Below are 20,925 nucleotides of genomic sequence, written 5' to 3'. Positions count from 1 at the left end.
AAGCGCCCACTCCTCTTAATGACCGCCTGAAACGGATAGACCAATCCGTTCAACAAGCTTCTTGCTTTCTGCGTTCAGTCCAACAATCGAAACCGTCTTCCCGTGCTCCTCATAACGCAGCATAACTTTCGCAATCGCCGTAACCGCCGATTGATCCCAGACATGCGATGCGGAGAAATCTATTACAATATGCTCCGGATCCTCTTCCGGGCGGAAGATATCCGCGAAGTGACTCATCGTGCCGAAGAACAGCTGGCCGCGGATGCCGTAATGCTTGACCCCCGCTTCCGTTATCGTCGATTCCGCATGCAGCTTGGCCATACGCCAACCGAAGCTCAAGGCGCTTATAATCACGCCGACCAGAACCCCTAGCGCCAAATTATGCGTGTAGACCACAATACCGACGACCGAGAGCATGACGATGCTGTCTACGAGCGGAACCTTCCTGAGCTCAAGCAGCGAGCGCCAATCGAACGTGCCGATCGACACCATGATCATCACGCCTACCAATGCCGCCATCGGAATACGGACAACCACATCGCTAAGCACCATAATGAGAATAAGCAAGACCACGCCGGCCGTCAATGTCGACAACCGTCCCCTGCCGCCGGACTTCACGTTAATGCCGGATTGCCCGATCATCGCGCAGCCCGCCATGCCGCCGAAGAACCCGGTAATCAGATTGGCAATGCCCTGTCCCCTGATTTCCTTGTTCTTGTCGCTCTTCGTCTTCGTCGCTTCATCCAGAATGGTCGCCGTCATCAACGATTCAAGCAAGCCTACGAATGCAAGCGTAACGGATGTCGGGAAAATGATCTTCAAGGTTTCCCAGCTGAACATGCCGTCCGGAATGTGGAATACCGGAAGCTTCGAGGTAATGCTGCCCATATCGCCTACCGTATTCACATCGATATGACCGAATACCGTCACGCAAGTAATGACAATGATGGCGACAAGAGCGGACGGCACCGCCTTGGTGAATAGCGGCAAGATATAGATAATAAGAAGCGCCGCCGCCACCAAGGCATACATCACCCAAGTGACATTCTCGAATTGCACCAGCTGCGTCGAGAAGATGACGATCGCCAGCGCGTTCACAAAGCCGATGACAACGGAATGCGGAACGAAGGTGATGAAGCGTCCCAATTTTAGAATGCCGATAATAATTTGAATGATTCCCGTCAATACCGTAGCCGCGAACAAATACTCCAGCCCGTGGTTCGCCACTAGCGACACCATGACAACCGCCATAGCGCCCGTAGCCGCCGAGATCATTGCCGGCCTTCCTCCCACGATTGAGATGATGACCGCGATGCAGAAGGAAGCGTACAAACCTACCATGGGATCGACGTCCGCAATAATCGAGAAGCCGATCGCTTCCGGAATCAATGCCAACGCTACCGTAATGCCTGCGAGAATATCTGCGCGCACATTAAAGAACCATACCTTTTTTAAATTTTGGAGTAAAATAACCATTCTCTCCTATCCTTTGTTGTATTGATCTTCCACTCTCAGAAAGATCGGGGCCGATAATCAATGACCCCTATTATACAAGGTTTCGAATCGAATATCAGCGGCAATTCTCCCCATGTAAGCGCTATAAATATAAATTTTCTATCGATTCCTCGGCTATACTCTCTTACTCGTAAGGGAAGACCCCTAACCGAAATTTTATAAATTCTATTTTCTATTGTGGTAACGAAGAGGAGCCTCCCATATGGGAGGCTCCTCTTTGCTACATGCAGCTTTCGACTATTCAGTCGTGTAAGGAAGCAATGCGACTTGACGGGAACGTTTAATCGCAACAGTCAGCAAGCGTTGGTATTTCGCGCTTGTTCCTGTTACGCGGCGAGGCAAGATTTTGCCGCGCTCGCTGATAAACTTCTTCAGCAAGTCTGTATCTTTATAGTCAATGTGAGTAATTTTGTTTACAGTGAAGAAACAAACTTTACGGCGCTTGTTGCGACCGCCTTTGCGTCCGCTGAACTTGCGTTCCGGGCGCTCGTCGCCGCCGTTATCTCTTGGCTTGAAGCTCATTCGAATTCATCCTTTCGTTAAGTTCTAAAATGGCAAATCATCTTCCGAAATATCAATAGGGCGTCCGTCATCCTTGAAAGGATCGCTGTTGTCGTGCCGTGAATTCTGATTCGAACGATTTCCCCCGTAGCCGCCTCCGCCGTTGCTGTTCCCGCTTCCGCCGCCATAGCCGCCAGAATTGCCGCTATTGCCGCCTCCGAACTCCTCGCGCGATGATGGGGATGATCCGCTATCGCGATTCGATTCCAAGAACCGGACATTGTCTGCTATAACTTCCGTTACATACACACGCTTGCCCTCGTTGTTCTCGTAATTCCGCACTTGAATGCGGCCTTCGACTGCTGTCAATCGGCCCTTCTTCAAGTAGTTCGCACAGGTTTCAGCTAACTGACGCCAAGTAACGATCGGTATGAAATCCGCTTCTCTCTCTCCTGAGCCCGTCGTGAACGGACGGTCGACAGCCAGAGTGAATTGCGTAACGGCTACCCCCGCCGGCGTGTAGCGCAGCTCAGGATCGCGCGTTAATCTTCCAATCAGTATGACACGATTCAACATTACATAACCTCCCCATTGAACAATCCTGCGTGGACTTAAGCTACGTCTCTGACGATCAACGAACGGATAACTTCATCCGTAATCTTCATGATGCGGTCCAGCTCGTTGACAACTTCAGTTGTAGCGTTGAAGTGTACCAGAACATAGTAACCGTCACGAAGCTTGTTGATCTCATACGCAAGACGGCGTTTGCCGATCACATCAGTCTTTGTGACCTCTCCGCCATTGGAGATGATGCCATTGAATTTATCAACGAGAGCCTGAACATTCTCTTGTTCAACTTCTGGACGAATGATGTACATCACTTCATATTTGCGCATAGTGTTTCACCTCCTCTTGGACTAACGGCCCCTTAATGGAGCAAGGAACGAGCATTCGCTCGCATCTCATTACTATATCAAATTGTTCTGCCTATGACAAGTAACTTCTTGCCTTCGGACGGATGTATGCGTTGACATCTGCAATTCCTCTATATATAATGAGTTCGGCTTTTACGTATTTACTTTCATTTTTTCCATTTGAATCAAGGGGAGCAATGGCATGATGGAAATTTCAATTATTGATCTTTCGAAAGGCCTCGACACCATCTGGGTTGTTCTGACCGCGGCCATGATCTTGCTTATGGAGGGCGGATTCGCCTTGCTTGAAGCCGGGTTTGTCAGACAGAAGAACGCGGTCAGCATTATTATGAAGGTATTCGTCGATATAGCATTCGGAGCGCTGGTGTATTATGCGATCGGGTTTGCCTTCATGTACGGCAAGGATGCGGGAAGCTTCATGGGTCTCAGCGGCTTTCTTTTGGAGGGCGATCTGTCGCATCTGCAATTCAACATTTCAATCGATACGTACTGGCTGTTCCAAAGCGCCTTTGTCATCGCCGTCATCTCCATCGTATCGGGCGCAGTCGCCGAGCGCATTCACTTCCGCGCCTACATTATATACACCATCTTTATGACCGGCTTGATCTATCCGATATCGGGACATTGGATCTAGTCTTCCGACGGCTGGCTCGCGAAGCTTGGCATGATCGACTTTGCAGGCTCGGCGGCCATTCATGCCCTGGGAGGCTTCGCAGCTCTCGCCGCCGCCTTGTTCATTGGGCCGCGTCTCGGACGTTTCAATTCTGACGGCAAAGTGAATATCGTTTCGCCTTCGAACCTCCCTCTGGCTTCTGTAGGGGTGTTCATCCTATGGTTCGGCTGGTTCGGCTTTAACGCGGGCAGCACGCTCAGCGCGACGAACGAGAGCATCGGTCATATCGCGGTCACCACGATGCTGGCTTCCGCTGCAGGCTGCGCTGCCTGCATTCTCTTCACCCTGCTTCGCTACCAGAAGGCGGATCCGCCGATGGTGATCAACGGAGCGCTTGCCGGACTTGTCGGCATTACAGCCGGCTGCGCCTTCGTATCCGATGCCGCGGCCATTCTTATCGGCGCTGTCTCTGGCGTAGTCATGGTCCTTGCAAGCGAGTGGCTGGAAGGCCGTAAAGTGGATGATCCCGTCGGCGCATTCGCCGTTCACGGCATTAGCGGCGTCATCGGCACGCTTGCGGTCGGATTATTCGCCATGCCGGGCACGGCTGCCGAGACAGGCTTGTTCTACGGCGGAGGATGGCATCTGCTTGGCGTTCAGGCATTAGGAGTGTCTGTAGTCGCGATATGGGGCTTTTCGCTTACCTGGGGCGTTCTGAAGCTTATCCAGCTCTACAAGCCGGTTAGAGTTACGGCAGATGAAGAACTGGTAGGGCTTGATGTCAGCATTCACGGCGTTGCCGCCTACAATCAGGAGCATGGCTTTGTCAATGTCGACAAGCTGCGCGGCAATGAATAGGGAAGGGTCAAGCGTCCTCATTTCAAGGGGAAACTCAAGGCGAAACGTTCGATTTGCACGAAAGTGCACCCACACTCTAAAGCACTAAAGTGGCGTTGGTTCATTTTCATTTCTGGCGGCGGCCTGTTGGGCTATGTTCGATTTATAAGAAAATGAATCCACACTCTACAGCACTAAAGTTGCCTTGGTATATTTTCATTTCTGGCGTTGGCCGTAAGACCATGTTCGATTCTAACGAATCCTGAAAAATCTAACGAAGATCTATACCCTTATTCCTCCCTTTTGAGCGAAGAATGAGTCGTTTTGGAGGCAATAGCGTTATCATTCTTCGTTAGATCGTGGGAATGGCAGATTTCGAGAAAATAGCGTTATGATTCTTCGTTAGATTAAATAGAGGCAGACGTTTTATAAATGCTATTGTGGTCAAAAAAGGAACCTTCATTTTCCACTTGAATAAGTGGTTTAAAGGTTCCTTTCCTTTGCTATTTCTTCTCCCGCGCATTCGGTTCGAATCCGTTCAATCTCTCCTGATACTGCTCCAGCTCTTCCCGCAGCAGCCGAACCTTCTCCATCGGGTTTTTCACATAATGAATATATTCCACGGCAATATGATGATCCGGCTTCTTGCCCGTCAGCATTCGGCGAAGCGCAGACATCTTGCGATACGCCTGCTCCTCCATTCGAACCTTTCGTTCATAACGTTCCACCATTTGTTCAATCTCGAATATTTCTTGTTTTCGCTTCTCAATCAGATTCTGGAGCAAGGAATGCACTTCCGCATTCTGCTTTTGATTGACTCTATGGGAGATTTCGGTTGAAATTGGTTTCGCCATGATAGATCACCTGCCTGAAGTTTGTTAACTTTTATCACATTACGTCTATAATACCTAATTTTATCGATTTTGAGAACTCATTTCCCTATATTTTTAATGGAAAATCATTTTGACGTCAGCTTTTTACGAATTTTCGCCACATATATTCATTACTCACACATGGCTATACCGTTAACTGTCATTCATGCCTCAGGGCTCTTTCGCTCATAATAAGTTTGTTGATGCGCAATAATCACAACAGGAGGTGTATACGAATGGGTCAATTCACATTATTCTCTCCAGGCGACAAAGCGCCTAACAACGGCAAATATATCGAGGATGGCGTTAACTCCTATCATATGGGCATTCAGAATCCGAAAATCATTGAGCTCGAGAAAGGCCAGCATTTCCCCGACACAACAAACCATGAACGAAAATGGAAGAAAATGCCGAAGCAATAACAGCGTTCGACTAGAAGAAAAATGAAGAGTTCCGTCATGAATAAAACGATCTGCTGCGGGACATTCTAACTATCGACGGTGCAAGAGAGGTGTGGTTCCGTTGGACCTATTGGGACAAGAATCGCTTGAGGATTTCGCGCACTCAGGATAGAAGCGGAGGTTTGTGCCAAAGACTACTGTCTGTAACACACATTCGAGCCTTTACCGGCTCAGAAGAGGATTGACGCTCAGGCTGATTGAATCTCGACAAAGAATGCCGGCTCCAAGTTTCATTCGCTAAGGTGTAAGCTAGAACTCAAAACCAACGTCACCGTCAAGAAAGAGGACTCGCAAGAGTCCTCTTTCTCTGTTCCTTCTCAAAAACGCGACAAACAAATAAGCAAGCCTCCCGCATAGTTGCGGAAGGCTTGTATCGAATCCATCAAAGATTATTGTATGCATAGTGGCGGAGAAGGTGGGATTCGAACCCACGCACGCTTTGACACGCCTAGCTGATTTCGAGTCAGCCCCCTTGGGCCTCTTGGGTACCTCTCCGCATTGGTGACACAAGAGAGATTGTACCACATCTGTTCTATGGAATGCAACAGAAAAAGCAAGCAACGCAATGTTATTTCCAGCCAATCGTTTTTTGTTCAACCCGCTTCATGAACCATTGCGGATTTTTCCCGGCGCGATGCCAAAAGCGTCTTTGAACAGATGATAAAAGTGGCTCAAATTGTCAAACCCCGCTTCGTAGGCGATGTCTACAATGGGAAGCTGCGTTGTAAGCAACAAATTTTTGGCATTGCCAAGCCGCAAATGGTTCAAGTAAGCGGTTGGCGTCATACGAAGATATAGCTTGAATACGCGGCTCAGATGACCGTCGCTTCGATTCGAGAGCTCACGCAAACGAGGCAGTCCCGCCTTGAAGTTTTCCGGCTTCTGCAGCTCCGCAAGCAAATGATCAAACCATTGCGGCATAGCCTTCGAGCCTTCATTGCGGTAGTGAAGGAAGAAGTGGGTCAAAGCGTCATTCAAAAAGCTGCGCGCCATCGTTCTTGCTATCTGTTTGTCGGTAGAGGCGAATAATCGAATCTGCTCGCTTTTCCTTACCAATGCCTCCATATCCGCTTTAAGAAGCCTGACAACCGGTGAAAGAATTGGGCTTTTGAGCGCATGCACGAACGAAGCGTGTCCCATGTAATCGAAAGCTCCTTCCACAACCTCATTATAGAAATTCACGTTCAGGAATTGACAATCTCCGCCTTCGAACAAATCATAGCCATGCCTGTCCTCGGGACGAATGAAAACCATATCGCCTTCCGTCAATATTTGGACTTCCCCATTGATATTATGCGTGCATTGACCGGCGGTCACGATAAAAATTTCGTAGAAATCATGTCCGTGCAACGGATAGGCATGTCGCGCTGAATGCACGATGTGGAAGTTGGACTGCACAAGCGGATCGATTAAATGGGCTGCGAAAAGCATCGGAATCGTCATGGCAACCTCCTCTATCAGGATACTCGAATCGATGTTCATGTTACTATAGCACAAAAAATGAAAAGGCATAACAAGACTGAATTCGATAGTGAGTGCTACGATCGACTCGTTACTGCCTGATTTTGCAGATCATGGCATAACGAGCGGCAGCATTGCAGCACAATTCAAATTCACGATTCGAAAGTAGGTTGATAAGCATGAACGCAATAACGCTGAGCGGCAAATGGGCAATGAAGCAAACGGAGGAGACGGAATGGATTGAGGCAGTTGTTCCAGGCTCCGTATTCCATGATCTTCTGTCCGCGGGCAAGATGAAAGATCCCTATTTCCGGGACAATGAATGGGATGTTTTGGAACAGACCAAGTATGACTATGAGTATCGGCGCAGCTTCGTCGTCGACGGAAATATGCTGCTGCGGGATCGCGTGCTGCTTCGCTGCGAGGGACTTGATACGCTGTGCGAGGTGTACATCAATGATAAAGCCGTATTGCAGACGAATAATATGCATCGGACGTACGAGGCCGATGTGAAGCAGCTATTGTCCGAAGGCCGCAATGACATCCATGTCATCATCCGTTCGGCTACGAACTACGTGCTCGCTATGGACGAGAAGCTCCACCTGACAAGCTGCGCCGACGCCGTGCCGGGCATATCCCATCTGCGCAAAGCGCACAGCATGTTTGGCTGGGACTGGGGACCAAAGCTGCCCGATATGGGCATATGGCGGGATATTAGCATCTGCGGCTTCGATTACGGAAGAATTGAGGATATCTACATCACGCAGAAGCATGAGGACGACAAAGTCAAAGTGGAAATCGCCGCATGCCTGGAAATTTGGACCCCCGACTCGGACCTGTTGCTTGAAGCTGTCATCGAGACGCCGGATGGCCGAACGTTGAAGAGTTCCATACGGGATGTCGGCGAATCCAACAATCTTGTCTTCGACATTGACAACCCCGAGCTATGGTGGCCGAATAATCTTGGCAAACAGCCCCTGTACAAGCTGCAAATTCAATTGCTATCCGGAGAACGGATGGCAGACGAACGATCGATGAATATCGGTCTTCGTACCTTGCATGTTGTCCGGCAGCCCGATGAGTGGGGAGAATCGTTTGCCTTCGAGGTGAATGGTCATGCCATCTTCGCGATGGGCGCCAACTTCATTCCGGAGGACAATATCTTCGGACGCCGCAGCGCCGAACGAATGGAGGCGCTCATTCAAAGCTGTGTTGAGGCTAATTACAACTGTATCCGTGTGTGGGGCGGAGGCTATTATGCTGACGACTACTTCTATGATTTGTGTGATCGGCACGGCCTGATTGTCTGGCAGGATCATTTGTACGCTTGCGGCGCTTATGACTTCAACGACGAATTTAAAGAGAATATCCGACTCGAGACCATCGATAATATGAAGCGTATTCGTCACCACGCCTCGCTCGGCCTGTGGAGCGGAAATAACGAGCTGGAATATGCTTGGGCGTATTGGGGTTGGACCGAGCGTTACGGCGAGAAGCAAAGAGATGATTATCTGAAGCAATTCGAGGCATTTCTGCCGGAGCTGTCCCAATCTCTGGATCCGAGTACATCCTATCTGGTATCGTCTCCGTCCTCCAAGGGCGGCATTGACGATCCGAACAATGAGCATATCGGCGACATGCACTATTGGGATGTCTGGCACGGACGGAAGCCGATTACGGAATATAGGACGCTGCATCCCCGCTTCATGTCCGAATTCGGTCTGCAATCCTTCCCATCCCTGAAGACGGTAGAGACGTTCACCTTGCCCGAGGACCGGAACATATTCTCGCGAGTTATGGAGGCCCATCAGAAGAACGGCACCGGCAACGAGAAAATTATGTTCTACATCAGCGAATATTTCAAATATCCGAGGAGCTTCGAAACGCTGCTGTACGTCTCTCAGCTCATACAAGCCGAGGGCATGAGAGTCGGCGTTGAGCATTGGAGGCGCAATCGCGGCAGATGCATGGGCGCGGTCTATTGGCAGCTCAACGACATTTGGCCCGGAGCATCCTGGTCGAGTCTGGATTACTTCGGCAGGTGGAAGGCGACGCATCATGCCGCCAAGCGATTCTTCGCGCCGGTGCTGGCTTCCGCTCTCGAGGAAGGAACAAGCGTAGCTCTGCATGTTACCAACGAAACCTTGCATGGCGTCCGCGGTCAGCTTCGCTGGAAGCTGCTGAACCGCAATGCGGAAGTCCTCCAGCTCGGGGAAGTCGAGGTGTCGCTGGGCGCGTTATCCACGGAAGAGATCGTCTCGCTGGACTTCTCGGACATATTGACGAACCGGCGGCTGCTGAGCCAGAGCTATCTCGAATTTGAGTTCGACGGCGGCGAAGGTACGACGAGCTCCGGCACGGTGCTATTCGTGAAGGCCAAGCATTTCGACTTCCTCGATCCGGAGATTAACGTACAAGTAAGCGAAGACCCGGACAGCTTCTCCGTCATGCTGGAAAGCAGCTCATTCGCCAAATTTGTGTGGCTTGAGCTGGAGACGGCAGATGCCAGGTGGAGCGACAATGTATTCGATCTGTCAGCCGGATGTTCGAAGAGGGTTGTTGTTCCGAAGAACAGCTTGTCCGAGCCGCTATCGCTGCAGACCTTCAGGGAGCAGCTCACAGTTACCAGCTTATACGATACGTTCGAATAAGCAAACATAACGATAGAAATCCAATCATTGTTGCGTAGTCTCGCCTCGCCTCTATCCTTACAATAGGATAGAGAGAGGTGATCACAATGTTTGCAGCATTAATCAAGTATCGCTGGCAATTTCTAATGGTTGCGCCAGCCGTTATTCTACTGCTTCTGTTCAGCTATGTCCCAATGGCAGGCATTCAGGTCGCATTCAAAGATTTCCATATCGGCTATACAATCTGGAACAGCCCGTGGACCGGCTTTGAAAATTTCGAGTTTCTGAAAGACAGCCAATTCTGGCTCGTGGTGAGAAATACGGTGTACATCGCGTTCCTGAAATTCATAACCGGCTTTCCCGCTCCGATCCTGCTGGCTCTGATGATCAATGAAGTCAGTCGCGGCAGCTTGAAGCGTTTCGTGCAATCCGTAAGCTATCTGCCCCATTTCTTCTCATGGATCGTGGTCGCTTACATTCTGCAATCGCTGCTAACTCTGGACAATGGACTTGTTAATCAGATTATCGTGTCCCTGGGCGGCGATCCTGTTTTCTTCCTAGGGTCGACCGAATGGTTCCGACCCATGATTGTTATCAGCGGCTTATGGAAGGAAGTCGGCTGGAATACGATTCTGTATCTGGCCGCGATTACAACGATTGACCCGCAGCTCTATGAAGCTGCAAAGGTTGAAGGAGCAGGACGACTCGCCCAGATTCGGCATATTACGTTCCCTGGCATTCTTCCGACAATTTCCATCGTTCTCATTCTAAGCATGCCTAGCCTCATCACAGTTGGCATGGATCAAATCTATCCGCTCATGAACCCGGCCAATCAACCGGTTGCGGATGTTCTGGACACGTATATTCTTCGAACCGGTCTGCAGCAAGGCTACTTTAGCATCGCTACAGCGGTCGGATTATTATCTTCGGGCATCAGCTTGATTCTCGTCCTCGTCACGAATCAAACAGCTAGAAGAATCAATGGGGAGGGGCTCTGGTAACTCATGAAACGTTCGACAAGCGAAAAGGTTGGTCAACTGCTTATTACTCTGTTCTTATTGTTGCTTTGCCTGTCAGTGCTGTATCCCTTCATGTACATGCTGGCGATATCTCTCAACGTGGGAAGCGACGCTGCCAAGGGAGGTGTATACTTGTGGCCTCGGAATTTCACCCTGGCGAATTTTCAAATTGTGCTTGGCAACTCGGTCATACAACATGCTTATCTCATCACGATTTTAAGGACAATCGTCGGCACGGTATGCGGTCTGATGATAACCCTTCTTGCCGCATTCGCTTTGTCTTACAGACTGATGCCGGGCAGAAAGACGCTGCTGACATTTGTGCTGATTACGATGTTGTTCAACGGCGGCCTGATTCCATTCTATATTCAATTGTATAGCCTGTCGCTGATTAACACGTTCTGGGTCTATATATGGCCGAGCGCCTTCTCTGCCTGGAACATGTTCGTCATGCTGAAGTTCATTCACGGCATTCCCGAATCGCTGATCGAATCTGCCGAGATCGACGGAGCCAAGCCGCCAAGAGTGCTGTTCTCCATCATTCTTCCATTGTCCAAGCCCATGCTGGCCGCGCTTGGCCTCTTCACGGGAGTCATGCATTGGAACGATTGGTTCGCAGGCGCCTTCTTCGTCTCGGATCAGGATCTGATTCCGGTTCAAACCTTTCTGCAACAGCTGTTGTCCGCCCAGAATATTTCGGTTGTCATGGGCTCCAATAACAATGTGGAAGCGCTCGCGAGGGGCAGTGATCTGTCTAATGTGACATTAATGTCCGTCAAAATGGCGACGGTCATGGTCAGTACGCTTCCCATTCTATGCGTCTATCCGTTCCTCCAGAGATTTTTCGTCAAAGGCGTATTGATTGGCTCCGTGAAGGGCTGATGCACATCTGATCTTATCCCGCCAGGGTATAAGGATTCACCACATATACCAAAAATAACAATACAGAGAGGGGAAACAAAGAATGATCAGTCGAGCATTCCATGCAAAACAGACGATGGCCGGCGCTCTTGCCGCGATGATGTTGGCCTTGACCGCCTGCTCGGGCGGAGGCGGCAACAACGCAAGCACGAACAACCCTTCGCAATCTTCGGGACAGAACGAGCAGACAGCGGAGGGCGATAAGCAGCAAGCAGGCATGTTTAACCTGTGGCTCGGATGGACGACCACTGTCAACAATGAAAGCCTGATGCAGAAATATTGGAGAGAGAACGAGCCCTTCGTCGACGTTCAGATCGAATCCACGCAGGGCGATGCCTCCACGGCGCTCAATCTGAAACTGAACACCGGCGGCTTCGAGGATGCGGCCATCTTCGGACGAAGCGATGTGATTAATACATCGATGATTCGCTCAAACACGATCCAGCCGCTTGAGCAATATTTCGACATGCCCGACAAATACCCTGGACTCGCATCCATTCCGAAGGAATATCTGGAGGCGATGAAAGATAAAGACGGTCACATCTGGTCGATTCCAACCTGGTTTGATCAGAATCCGGAAGATCCATGGCCGGGCTGGGCTTCTCTTGGCTGGTTCGTCCGGGAGGACGTTCTGGAGAAAGCCGGCATGAAGGATGCGGATTTGGCGACGATAGAAGGAGTCGAGCAATATTTGCGGGCGGCGAGCGAACAGACCGACGCTTCGGGCAACAAGCTCATCCCGCTCAGCTTCCTGTCGGACGCCAATGACGAGAATGTCATATTGAGCACGTTCGGAGTTTCCACCGGTACTGCCGGCGGCGTTATTCCGGTAGAGAAGCAGGGCGATGACTATCTGTTCATCTACGACAACCCTCAATACAAAGAAGCTTATCGCTGGATGAACAAGATGTATCGCGAAGGCTTGATCGACAAGGAAGCCATCACAGACAAAATTGAACGTTACAAGGAAAAAAATCAGTCTGGACGAATTGCCATGAACGCGGGCGGATTCTTCAACATGGACGCCCATATCTGGGAAGTTCTGAACGGACCGACGGAACCTGCCTGGTACTACCAAACGGTTCCATATCCGAAGGTGCCGGGCGTGGATAAGATCGGCATTAACCAAATTGTTAATCCATACCCGGGCGATGATGTATATATTAGCAAAAACACGAAAAACCTGGATGCGATTCTCGCCTTCTTCGATTATTCGCTTCAGCCGAAACCGGAAATGCAGCAAGAGATTGACGGCGGTCCTGCCGGCGTTTTCTGGGATTGGGTGGATCAGCCGCTGGGCAAATGGCATTATATCGACGATAATTATCAGCAGCTGCATGATTCCGGCGATGCAGCGAAGAAAGCGAGCACGACGCCCGAACTCTATGCAACATCTTCTTATAGCAACGAGTGGTATCCATGGTGGAATTACGCCGCTACCGATACGGTAGCCGGTCGGCAGAAGACGATCGACTTCACGGTAGCCATCGGCAAGATGGGCGGAATCCGGGTCGCGGAACCTCAAGATATGGTCAAGTCTGAACCCGGCAGCCTATGGGAGAAATATTTGCCCGAGCTTGAGAATGTAAGAAAGGAATTCAAAGCCAAATTAATGATGGCCAAGGACGACAATGCTTTCGAATCTGCCTGGAATGAGTTCCAATCCGCTCTTGATAAGCGCGCGCATTGGGGAGAGCTGAAGGATGAATGGCATCAGCTTCTGAAGGAGCAATACGGAGAATAGTTCATATATACGGCGCAGTCGGGTCGTAGCGGAAGGGAAGCCGGAATTGCCGGCTTCCCTTCCGTCCGCTGTATAATAGACAAACAACCCTTGCTGATTAGCCGCACCGCATAGCAACTGGAAAGGAGATGATCGGCATGCGTATCTCTTTCGCGAGATGGATCATTCGATTTACGCGCGGCATGAGTCTGCGCGGCAAACTATTGGCTCTATACGTGCTCATCCTTCTGCTGCCGACATTATTGCTCGGAAGCGGCGCCGTATATATGATCTTTCAAGGCTTTCATCGCAGCTACTTGTCTGCCGTGGACGAAACCGCGCGACAGACCGCCCAGATCGTCGATTTCAGCAAACGGAGCTATGACCTTCTAGCCGTTCGAACGGCTACTGACGGCGAATTGGTCGCTCGTCTCGCGAGGCAATATGACGATATGGCTGAAGTCGTGGATACCGTCAATTACGTGGACCGCACCTTCCTGATTACGAGCAAGTATTTGCCGGGAATTGTCGATTTCCGCATCTACCACACGAATGATACACTCGTTCAAGACGGTCAACTCTTATGGCGCCCGGAGAATAGAAGGATTGCCGGACAGGATGAAAGCTCCTGGTACCGGGAAGCCATTGCATCGAGCGACTCTCTCAGGTGGAGGAGCGTGCCCGGCAACGCCAAGCGAAGCTACATCACGCATAAGATTATCGACCGCACGGGCACACCGCTGGGTCTCGTTTATATTTTGCTAAACTATGATGTCGTGTTCGGAGAGCTTCTCGATCATCCCTTCCATGACAAGGGAAGTCTATTCATTGTCGATCATGATCGGCGAATCCTTGCTTCGACGGACCGGGGATATATCGGAGAGCGGCTCGCGCTAAGCGAATGGCCGGGCACGCCCACGAGCGACAGCACCGGCAAGGATGATTGGCTGGATCTCTCGAACAGTCGTGAGCTGTTGATCGTCAAACCGCTCTCGTCAGGCTGGAACGTCGTGACGTCAACCGCAATGAAGCAGCTAAGCGCCCAGAATCGCACGATCCTTCTCCTTATTATCGGAATAACCATATTTTTTCTATTGCTATCCGTTTCCTTAATGCTGACTGTCGTGCAAAACATCGTGCGCCGTATACGCAAGCTCGGCTATCGAATGGGCGATCTGTCACGCGGGGAGTTCGAGGCCGCGATCCGGTACAACGAAAGAGATGAGCTTGGAGAGCTGGAGAATATGTTCAATCTGATGTCCGAACGTCTTGGCAAGCTCGTGGAAGATATTACACAAGCAGGACTGCAAGAGAAGGAACAGGCTTTCAAAGCGTTGCAAGCCCAAATCAATCCTCATTTCATATACAATTCGCTCGGATTGCTTCGCTGGAGAGCGATGGACGCGCAGGATGAGGAGCAAATTCAAATTATCGATTCACTGACAACCTTCTACCGTCTCACGCTTAATAATCAGATCAGCGTTATTCGGATTCGTGACGAAGTCGAGCATGTGAAGGCCTACCTGGACATTTGTCAATTCCGTTATCCCGGCAAGGTGCGCATCGAATGGAAGATCGATGAATCAGCGCTTGAGCTATATACGATCAAGACTGTGCTTCAGCCGATTGTGGAGAACAGCTATCTGCACGGCGGAATTATTCGCAAGCAGGATGCGGTTATCCGAATCTCCATCAAGAGACAAAATGGAAGAGTCGCGATGTCGGTGTACGACAATGGGCAGGGCATCCCCGAGAACCTGTTGCGGCAGCTCTCCGAAGGCGTCCATGCAGGTAAAGGCAACGGCTTCGGCTCAGCCAATATCAAGGATAGGCTGACGCTCTACTTCGGCGCCGATGCCGATTATACCTTTGAAAGCGCTTTGGGCGAGTGGACGCTCGTTACGATCGACTTCCCGGCTTGTCAGGCTGAACCATCTATGAGAAAGGGGAGCTAGCGATGCTGAATGTACTTATCGTAGACGATGAAATTTCGCATATACAAGGGTTGGTCCGATTCATTGAATGGGAGAAGCTTGGATTCTCCGCTCCGTTAACCTCGGAATCCGGCGAAGAGGCGTTGGACATGCTGCAACGCTCGCACTTCGACGTGCTCATCTCCGACGTATCCATGCCCGGCATGACTGGCATCGAGCTTGCGGCGGAAGCCAAGCGGATACATCCGCATATTCAAATTCTGATGATCAGCGGCTACAATGAATTCGAATTTGTGCAGGACGCGATTCATGTGGGAGCCCAAGCTTATGTGCTGAAGCCGCTCAAGACGGAGGAGGTCACGGCCCGGCTGCAAAGCTTCCGCACTGTCATCGCTATGCGAAGAGAGGTCGTTGAGCAGACCTTGGAGCTGGAGAAGAAGGTGTCTGAAAGCGCGAAGCTCGTGAAAGAGAGATTCGTCACCGATCTTATTGCAGATTCCGTTCCGAACGATGAGCTTCATGCCTCTTGGGAGGATCTGCTCGCTTTGCCCGATTTAAGCCTGGGCTTTCAGATTATCGTGATTGGCCTGGATCGTTATCTCTCGTCAGGCTTGGAGGCGAAGAAGCGCATGCTGTTAGGGAACGGCTTCAAACAGACGGCAGAGATCGGCTTGTCCAACAATAACTCGATCTGGCTGGCGCAGACATCTCCCGACGAGTTCGTTGCGCTGCATATCAATCCGTCGCCGTCCGAGCGAGTGAAAGCGGAGAAGCAGCTCCAATTCATCCAGACGATGATGCATGAACAGTATGGAGCCGCCGTCACCATCGGCTGCAGCCGCGAAGGCTTCGATTGGAAGGATGCCCCGCTCTTATATAGAGAAATTCGATTCAGCATGGCCAAGTCCAGACTGATGGCCAGCGGGGGAATCGTCTACGCCGACGAGGCGGAGAGCGGCGATTTCACGGCATACCGCATGCGCGACGAATTCGTTCCGGGCTTGTTGAAGCGTTTGGAGATCGGCGACTCGGAGCAAGTTTCCGATTACATGAACCAGATCAGAGAAGCGCTGCTCGCGACCGAGAATACTTCGTTCGCTTATGCCCAAGCCTCGGGAATGAGCTTCTTGAGCGAGCTCGTCCGCCATTTGAAATGGAGGAAGGAGCCCGACGGCGAATCGAACATCTTGCTGTGGCGGCAGATGCTCGATTGCGTCAACGCGTCTCAAATGGCCGAGCTGCTGTCCGACTATATTCAGCGATACATGGAAACCGAACAGAAGGCGCATATGAATCAACAGCATAATTTGATTAGCAAGATCTCCCTGTTTATAGAAGAGCGGCTTCATGAGCACTGGACAGTCAAGCAGTTGGCGGAGCACTTCGCCTTGAACGCCAGCTACTTAAGCGTGCTGTTCAAGAAGGAAACGGGCCGAACGATCTCTGAATTCGTGCAGGAAACCCGTATCGTGCGCGCCAAGAAGCTGCTTCAGGACCCGAATATTAAAGTGTATGAGGTAGCCGATCAAGTCGGCATTCAAACAACCGCTTATTTCACTTATTTGTTCAAGAAGCTGGTCGGCGTTACCCCGCAGGAATACCGTGACTACCGCTATTCGCCGGAAGATGCGTAAGGCTGGGTTCTCGGCGGTTCTTTGTCCAACCCCAGACGCTCGTACTGCTCCTGCGGCGCGGCGCTCGCCTCCATCAGCTTCACGAGCAAGAGCTTCATCCGCTCTTCGGCCGCCTCGTCGTTCAACGTCTGGCTTTGCATGGGGTCGGTATCCAAATCATACAGCAGGGTGCCCATCCGGTGCGCGGGAACAAAGCTGTCGGCTTTGATGCGAAGCGTGCGCAATCCCTTCGTGAACGTCCAGGGTTCGGACAACTCCATGCCTGACAGCTCCTCTACAGAGAAGAGCGAAGCCATATGCGCCGGCATAAGCGTATAGTTGTAAAGCGGAGAGTTATCCGCCCGTACGGGCGCGCGCATATAGACATACCGGCCATCGGTGCAATTCACATGGGCTCCGTGTATGCCGAACATGACCGCCTCGCGGCTGCGTCGTCCCTCAGCTTCCGCCCGCAGCGCATCTGTCAGCGGGATGCCTGTCATATCCTTCGTCGCTGCGACGCCAAAGAAATCCAGTATGGTCGGGGCAAGATCGATCATTTGCGTCAATTGCCCGCATCTCGCACCGCGACTGCCGGAACGGGGATCCCATAGAAACAGCGGCGTTCGGGCGATCTCGTTATAGAACGGCATCATGCTCTTGCCCCACCAGTCATGCTCGCCGAGCAGCAGTCCATGATCCGTGGTAACAATCAGCAGGGTATCCTTCCATAAGCCGTATTCGTCCATGGCATCCATAACCTTGCCAAGCGACGCGTCGCACATGCTCAGCAGCGCTGAGTATTCGTACCTACAATGCTCCGCTTCCTGTCTGGTTTCCTGCACTTGCGCATAGTTAGGCCAATCGAACGGCTTACCCTCGTAATCATGCGGATAGAGGTCTCTGTAGGCTTGAGGGGCGAAAAAAGGCTCATGTGGATCGAAAGCTTCGATCTGAAGCAGCCAGTTGTCCTCTGCGTGGTTGGTACGAATAAATTCCAATCCACGCGCGAAGGTCTTCGTCTGAGAATGGCTGTCTTCCGTACGCATAGATTGCCGGTTAATCCAGTCTTGACGGAACAAACGGCCGCGATATCCTTCATAGCGGTGAACATGCTCAGGTATACTCTGCTCGGCGACCACGCCTTTCCAGGGATCGCCCTCTTGCCCGCGCACATTGTCCCATGTCGTATATTGACCATGGTAGGTAGAGCCTCCGGCTTCCCAGTAATGATAGTGATCGCTGACCAAGTGGGAGTAGACGCCGTTCTCCCGCAGCATCGCGGGCATGGAATCGTCGAACGGTTCAAGCGGCCCCCAGCTTCGATGGAGAAAATGATGACGACCCGTTAACAAATCTCTCCTTGCGGGCATGCAAGGCATGCTGCCTACCCAATGATTGTCGAAGGTCACGCTTTGTTCGGCCAGACGACTGAAGTTTGGTGCATGAATGTCCTTTCCCCCGTAGGGAGGAAGCATATGACGGTTCAATGAGTCGAACATAACCAGTATAGCTTTCATCTGCACGCTCCTTCTGCAATTTTATGGCACTCAATCCGATTATCGTTCATCCGCCATTCTTCTATTATACCTGTCAGCTGTTTCGCGACCGACCGGACGTTGATTGGTTTTTTTTCGTTTTGATTGTCGCATTCTAATGAATCATCATATCGTCCATCATTATCCGCATATCGTCAATGGCTTCAAACCGCGATTTTCCGTACGATAAGCGCATCAAGCACATGAGGTGATCATTCTGAATATTCATTTCGACCCTGTCCTGCGCATATTTTCGATCTCTACGGATCACAGTTCTTACGTATTCGGCATCAATGATAAAGGAATTCTGCAGCATTTGTATTGGGGAGATCCCGTTGCGGCGGCAGACTGCGCGCCTCTCTTAGGCAGTCGTTCGCATAGCTCGTTCGATGCCGCTTTGGATCGTGAAGCGGAAGAATACGCCTACTGGGGCGGTTTGTCGTATATGGAGCCGTCCTTGAAGGTTCGCTGGCATGACGGTGTGCGCGATCTTCGTCTTGACTACGAAGGATATGCCATTGAACAACAGGATGGCAGAGAGACGCTGACGATTATGCTGAAGGATGAGTACTATCCGCTCCAGGCACGCCTGATCTACACCGTCTTTCCCGGACTTGACCTCATCGAACGTTCCGCCGTCATAGACAATTGCGGAAGCCAGGATATCGTGCTGGAGAATGTCCAGTCGGCCGCTTGGACAATGCCGGTGCTGCCTCGCCATCGCTTAACCCATGTAACGGGTAAATGGTCCGGCGAATTTCAACTCCGGAATACGGATCTATCCGAAGGGAAGACGGTGCTGGAGTCGCGGCGCGGCTTCACCGACGGCCACGCCAATCCATGGTTCGCGATCGACGGAGGGAACGCTTCCGAGCAATCCGGTCAAGTATGGTTCGGGGCGCTGGCCTGGAGCGGCAACTGGAAGATCGTCGCGGAGAAAACAGCATTCGAGCTCGTGAGGGTAACGGGAGGCATCAACGATTTCGACAGCGAATGGACGCTTCAGCCGGGGCATAGCTTTGCAACGCCGACCTTTGTAGGCGGTTACGTCTCGGACGGGTTTGGCGCCATGAGCCGCATGCTGCACCGCTATCAATATGAAGTCGTGGCGCCTGACAGAGGACTGCGCAAGGTGCTGTATAATTCATGGGAAGCCACATACTTCGACGTCAACGTACAAGATCAGATGGAGCTTGCCGAGCGCGCTTCCCGGCTTGGCGTGGAGCTGTTCGTTATCGATGACGGCTGGTTCGGTCAGCGCAATCATGATCATGCAGGTTTGGGGGATTGGACCGTCAATTCGGATAAATTCCCGAACGGTCTTGGCGAGCTGATTCACAAGGTTCGCGGACTCGGCATGGAGTTCGGCATCTGGGTCGAGCCGGAAGCCGTTAATCCGGACAGCGATCTGTATCGCAGCCATCCCGATTGGGTCTATCATTTTCCTACCCGCTCGCGTACGGAGCTTCGCAATCAACTCGTGCTCAATTTGTCCATGCCCGAGGTGAAAAGCTACATCCTTTCATTTATGTCGGAGCTGCTTGGACAACATGACATCTCATTCATCAAATGGGATATGAACCGTACGATTACCGAGCCGGGCATGCACAATCATCCCCTTAATCGCCAGAAGGAGCTATGGACTCGGCATGTTCACAGCTTATACGAGATATGGGCGGAGCTGCGCGAGAAATTTCCCCATGTCGCATTCGAGACCTGCGCCGGCGGCGGCTCCCGCATCGACTTCGGCATGCTGCGCTACGCCGATCAAGCATGGCCGAGCGACAACACGGACGCATTTGATCGACTTAGCATTCAAGAAGGCTTCTCGTACGTCTATACGCCGAAGCTGATGACCTGCTGGGTGACGGAAGAGATTAGCGGGATGAACAAGCGCGCTACTTCCATCGCATACCGCTTCCACAGCGCTATGACGGGCACGCTCGGAATCGGAGCCAACCTGAACCACTGGAGCAAGGACCAGCTTGCGGAAGCAGCCGCTCTGGTGGATCAGTACAAGGCCATACGACCTCTGGTTCAAGAGGGCAGACAATATCGTCTGGGCATGCTGAAGCACAAAGGCGTCGAAGCGGTGCAGTATGTCGGATCTGACGGGAACGGCGGGGAAGAGAGCGTCCTATTCGCGTTCCTTCACTCTCAGAAGCTTGGCGACCGGCTTCCCCGCTTGCTTCTGCAAGGACTGAACCCTGACAAAGGGTATAGGATCGACGGCATCGATGGCGTGCACAGCGGACAGTCGCTCATGCGAATCGGCATAGAACTGCCGCTGAGAGGCGATTTTGACAGTCTGATGTATCATATACGCGAGCAGTAATAATCAATCGGCCCTCT

Annotated in this window: 15 protein-coding genes, 1 tRNA gene and 1 pseudogene; 9 read left to right on the top strand and 8 right to left on the bottom strand. The window is 51.4% G+C overall.

Annotated features, from left to right (window positions below):
* Positions 1–15 precede the first annotated feature (15 nt).
* The 4 genes from HFP08_RS24640 to rpsF all read right to left on the bottom strand — a co-directional run bounded on the left by HFP08_RS24640 (position 16) and on the right by rpsF (position 2,912).
* Positions 16–1,476, bottom strand: a complete 1,461-nt coding sequence (locus HFP08_RS24640) for a SulP family inorganic anion transporter (protein WP_168123288.1) — start codon at positions 1,474–1,476, stop codon at positions 16–18.
* A 276-nt stretch (positions 1,477–1,752) separates the two neighbouring features.
* Entirely contained in the window at positions 1,753–2,037 is a 285-nt protein-coding gene (rpsR, locus tag HFP08_RS24635) for a 30S ribosomal protein S18 (RefSeq protein WP_168123287.1), read from the bottom strand.
* 24 nt (positions 2,038–2,061) lie between these two features.
* On the bottom strand, positions 2,062–2,592 hold the full coding sequence (gene ssb, locus HFP08_RS24630; RefSeq protein ID WP_168123286.1) for a single-stranded DNA-binding protein: 531 nt from the start codon (positions 2,590–2,592) through the stop codon (positions 2,062–2,064).
* Between the two features lie 35 nt (positions 2,593–2,627).
* Entirely contained in the window at positions 2,628–2,912 is a 285-nt protein-coding gene (gene rpsF / locus HFP08_RS24625; RefSeq protein ID WP_168123285.1) for a 30S ribosomal protein S6, read from the bottom strand.
* 223 nt (positions 2,913–3,135) lie between these two features.
* Between rpsF and HFP08_RS24620 the strand changes: the two are divergent.
* Positions 3,136–4,422 (top strand): annotated as a pseudogene (locus HFP08_RS24620) (ammonium transporter).
* A 482-nt stretch (positions 4,423–4,904) separates the two neighbouring features.
* Here HFP08_RS24620 and HFP08_RS24615 read toward each other — a convergent pair.
* A complete protein-coding gene (locus tag HFP08_RS24615; protein WP_168123284.1) occupies positions 4,905–5,255 on the bottom strand; it encodes a hypothetical protein in 351 nt (116 codons plus the stop codon).
* 254 nt (positions 5,256–5,509) lie between these two features.
* Here HFP08_RS24615 and HFP08_RS24610 point away from each other — a divergent pair, with 254 nt between their 5' ends.
* Entirely contained in the window at positions 5,510–5,695 is a 186-nt protein-coding gene (locus tag HFP08_RS24610) for a YjzC family protein (RefSeq protein ID WP_168123283.1), read from the top strand.
* Between the two features lie 443 nt (positions 5,696–6,138).
* Here the strand turns inward: HFP08_RS24610 and HFP08_RS24605 are convergent.
* Together HFP08_RS24605 and HFP08_RS24600 are read right to left on the bottom strand one after the other, a co-directional pair.
* A tRNA-Ser gene (locus tag HFP08_RS24605) sits at positions 6,139–6,229 on the bottom strand.
* A 108-nt stretch (positions 6,230–6,337) separates the two neighbouring features.
* Positions 6,338–7,177, bottom strand: a complete 840-nt coding sequence (locus HFP08_RS24600; protein WP_168123282.1) for a helix-turn-helix domain-containing protein — start codon at positions 7,175–7,177, stop codon at positions 6,338–6,340.
* Positions 7,178–7,374: 197 nt separating this feature from the next.
* Between HFP08_RS24600 and HFP08_RS24595 the strand changes: the two genes are divergently transcribed.
* From HFP08_RS24595 to HFP08_RS24570, 6 genes are all read left to right on the top strand, one after another.
* Positions 7,375–9,846 (top strand): beta-mannosidase, encoded by a 2,472-nt coding sequence (locus tag HFP08_RS24595; RefSeq protein ID WP_168123281.1) that lies wholly within the window; start codon positions 7,375–7,377, stop codon positions 9,844–9,846.
* Positions 9,847–9,932: 86 nt separating this feature from the next.
* Positions 9,933–10,826 carry an ABC transporter permease gene (locus HFP08_RS24590; protein ID WP_168123280.1) on the top strand — a complete coding sequence of 298 codons (894 nt, stop codon included), beginning with the start codon at positions 9,933–9,935 and terminating at the stop codon, positions 10,824–10,826.
* Positions 10,827–10,829: 3 nt separating this feature from the next.
* The gene (locus tag HFP08_RS24585; protein WP_168123279.1) at positions 10,830–11,726 is read left to right on the top strand and encodes a carbohydrate ABC transporter permease; all 897 of its coding nucleotides are present in this window, start codon (positions 10,830–10,832) and stop codon (positions 11,724–11,726) included.
* An 82-nt stretch (positions 11,727–11,808) separates the two neighbouring features.
* Positions 11,809–13,509: a type 2 periplasmic-binding domain-containing protein gene (locus tag HFP08_RS24580; protein ID WP_168123278.1), complete on the top strand. Its 1,701-nt coding sequence runs from the start codon at positions 11,809–11,811 to the stop codon at positions 13,507–13,509.
* Between the two features lie 137 nt (positions 13,510–13,646).
* A complete protein-coding gene (locus HFP08_RS24575; protein ID WP_168123277.1) occupies positions 13,647–15,443 on the top strand; it encodes a cache domain-containing sensor histidine kinase in 1,797 nt (598 codons plus the stop codon).
* A gap of 2 nt (positions 15,444–15,445) precedes the next feature.
* Positions 15,446–17,056, top strand: coding sequence for a response regulator (locus HFP08_RS24570; RefSeq protein ID WP_168123276.1), 1,611 nt, complete (start codon positions 15,446–15,448; stop codon positions 17,054–17,056).
* Here HFP08_RS24570 and HFP08_RS24565 read toward each other — a convergent pair.
* Complete coding sequence (locus HFP08_RS24565; protein ID WP_168123275.1) at positions 17,035–18,555, bottom strand: sulfatase; 1,521 nt, start codon at positions 18,553–18,555, stop codon at positions 17,035–17,037. The two genes, HFP08_RS24570 and HFP08_RS24565, sit on opposite strands and share 22 nt — an antisense overlap.
* Positions 18,556–18,781: 226 nt before the next feature.
* On the opposite strand from HFP08_RS24565, the gene HFP08_RS24560 reads away from it, so the two are divergent.
* On the top strand, positions 18,782–20,908 hold the full coding sequence (locus tag HFP08_RS24560) for an alpha-galactosidase (RefSeq protein ID WP_481856607.1): 2,127 nt from the start codon (positions 18,782–18,784) through the stop codon (positions 20,906–20,908).
* The last annotated feature ends 17 nt before the right edge of the window (positions 20,909–20,925 follow it).

It is taken from the genome of Paenibacillus sp. HB172176 (genome assembly GCF_011947265.1).
Taxonomy (GTDB): domain Bacteria; phylum Bacillota; class Bacilli; order Paenibacillales; family Paenibacillaceae; genus Pristimantibacillus.
Note: the sequence above shows the minus strand (reverse complement) of the source record. Positions and strands in the feature narration are given on the sequence as shown.

What these genes read in the sequence shown, in the direction of transcription:
- HFP08_RS24640 (WP_168123288.1), bottom strand. Translation starts at nt 1,476, where the DNA reads ATGGTTATTTTACTCCAAAATTTAAAAAAGGTATGGTTCTTTAATGTG.
- rpsR (WP_168123287.1), bottom strand. Translation starts at nt 2,037, where the DNA reads ATGAGCTTCAAGCCAAGAGATAACGGCGGCGACGAGCGCCCGGAACGC.
- ssb (WP_168123286.1), bottom strand. Translation starts at nt 2,592, where the DNA reads ATGTTGAATCGTGTCATACTGATTGGAAGATTAACGCGCGATCCTGAG.
- rpsF (WP_168123285.1), bottom strand. Translation starts at nt 2,912, where the DNA reads ATGCGCAAATATGAAGTGATGTACATCATTCGTCCAGAAGTTGAACAA.
- HFP08_RS24615 (WP_168123284.1), bottom strand. Translation starts at nt 5,255, where the DNA reads ATGGCGAAACCAATTTCAACCGAAATCTCCCATAGAGTCAATCAAAAG.
- HFP08_RS24610 (WP_168123283.1), top strand. Translation starts at nt 5,510, where the DNA reads ATGGGTCAATTCACATTATTCTCTCCAGGCGACAAAGCGCCTAACAAC.
- HFP08_RS24600 (WP_168123282.1), bottom strand. Translation starts at nt 7,177, where the DNA reads ATGACGATTCCGATGCTTTTCGCAGCCCATTTAATCGATCCGCTTGTG.
- HFP08_RS24595 (WP_168123281.1), top strand. Translation starts at nt 7,375, where the DNA reads ATGAACGCAATAACGCTGAGCGGCAAATGGGCAATGAAGCAAACGGAG.
- HFP08_RS24590 (WP_168123280.1), top strand. Translation starts at nt 9,933, where the DNA reads ATGTTTGCAGCATTAATCAAGTATCGCTGGCAATTTCTAATGGTTGCG.
- HFP08_RS24585 (WP_168123279.1), top strand. Translation starts at nt 10,830, where the DNA reads ATGAAACGTTCGACAAGCGAAAAGGTTGGTCAACTGCTTATTACTCTG.
- HFP08_RS24580 (WP_168123278.1), top strand. Translation starts at nt 11,809, where the DNA reads ATGATCAGTCGAGCATTCCATGCAAAACAGACGATGGCCGGCGCTCTT.
- HFP08_RS24575 (WP_168123277.1), top strand. Translation starts at nt 13,647, where the DNA reads ATGCGTATCTCTTTCGCGAGATGGATCATTCGATTTACGCGCGGCATG.
- HFP08_RS24570 (WP_168123276.1), top strand. Translation starts at nt 15,446, where the DNA reads ATGCTGAATGTACTTATCGTAGACGATGAAATTTCGCATATACAAGGG.
- HFP08_RS24565 (WP_168123275.1), bottom strand. Translation starts at nt 18,555, where the DNA reads ATGAAAGCTATACTGGTTATGTTCGACTCATTGAACCGTCATATGCTT.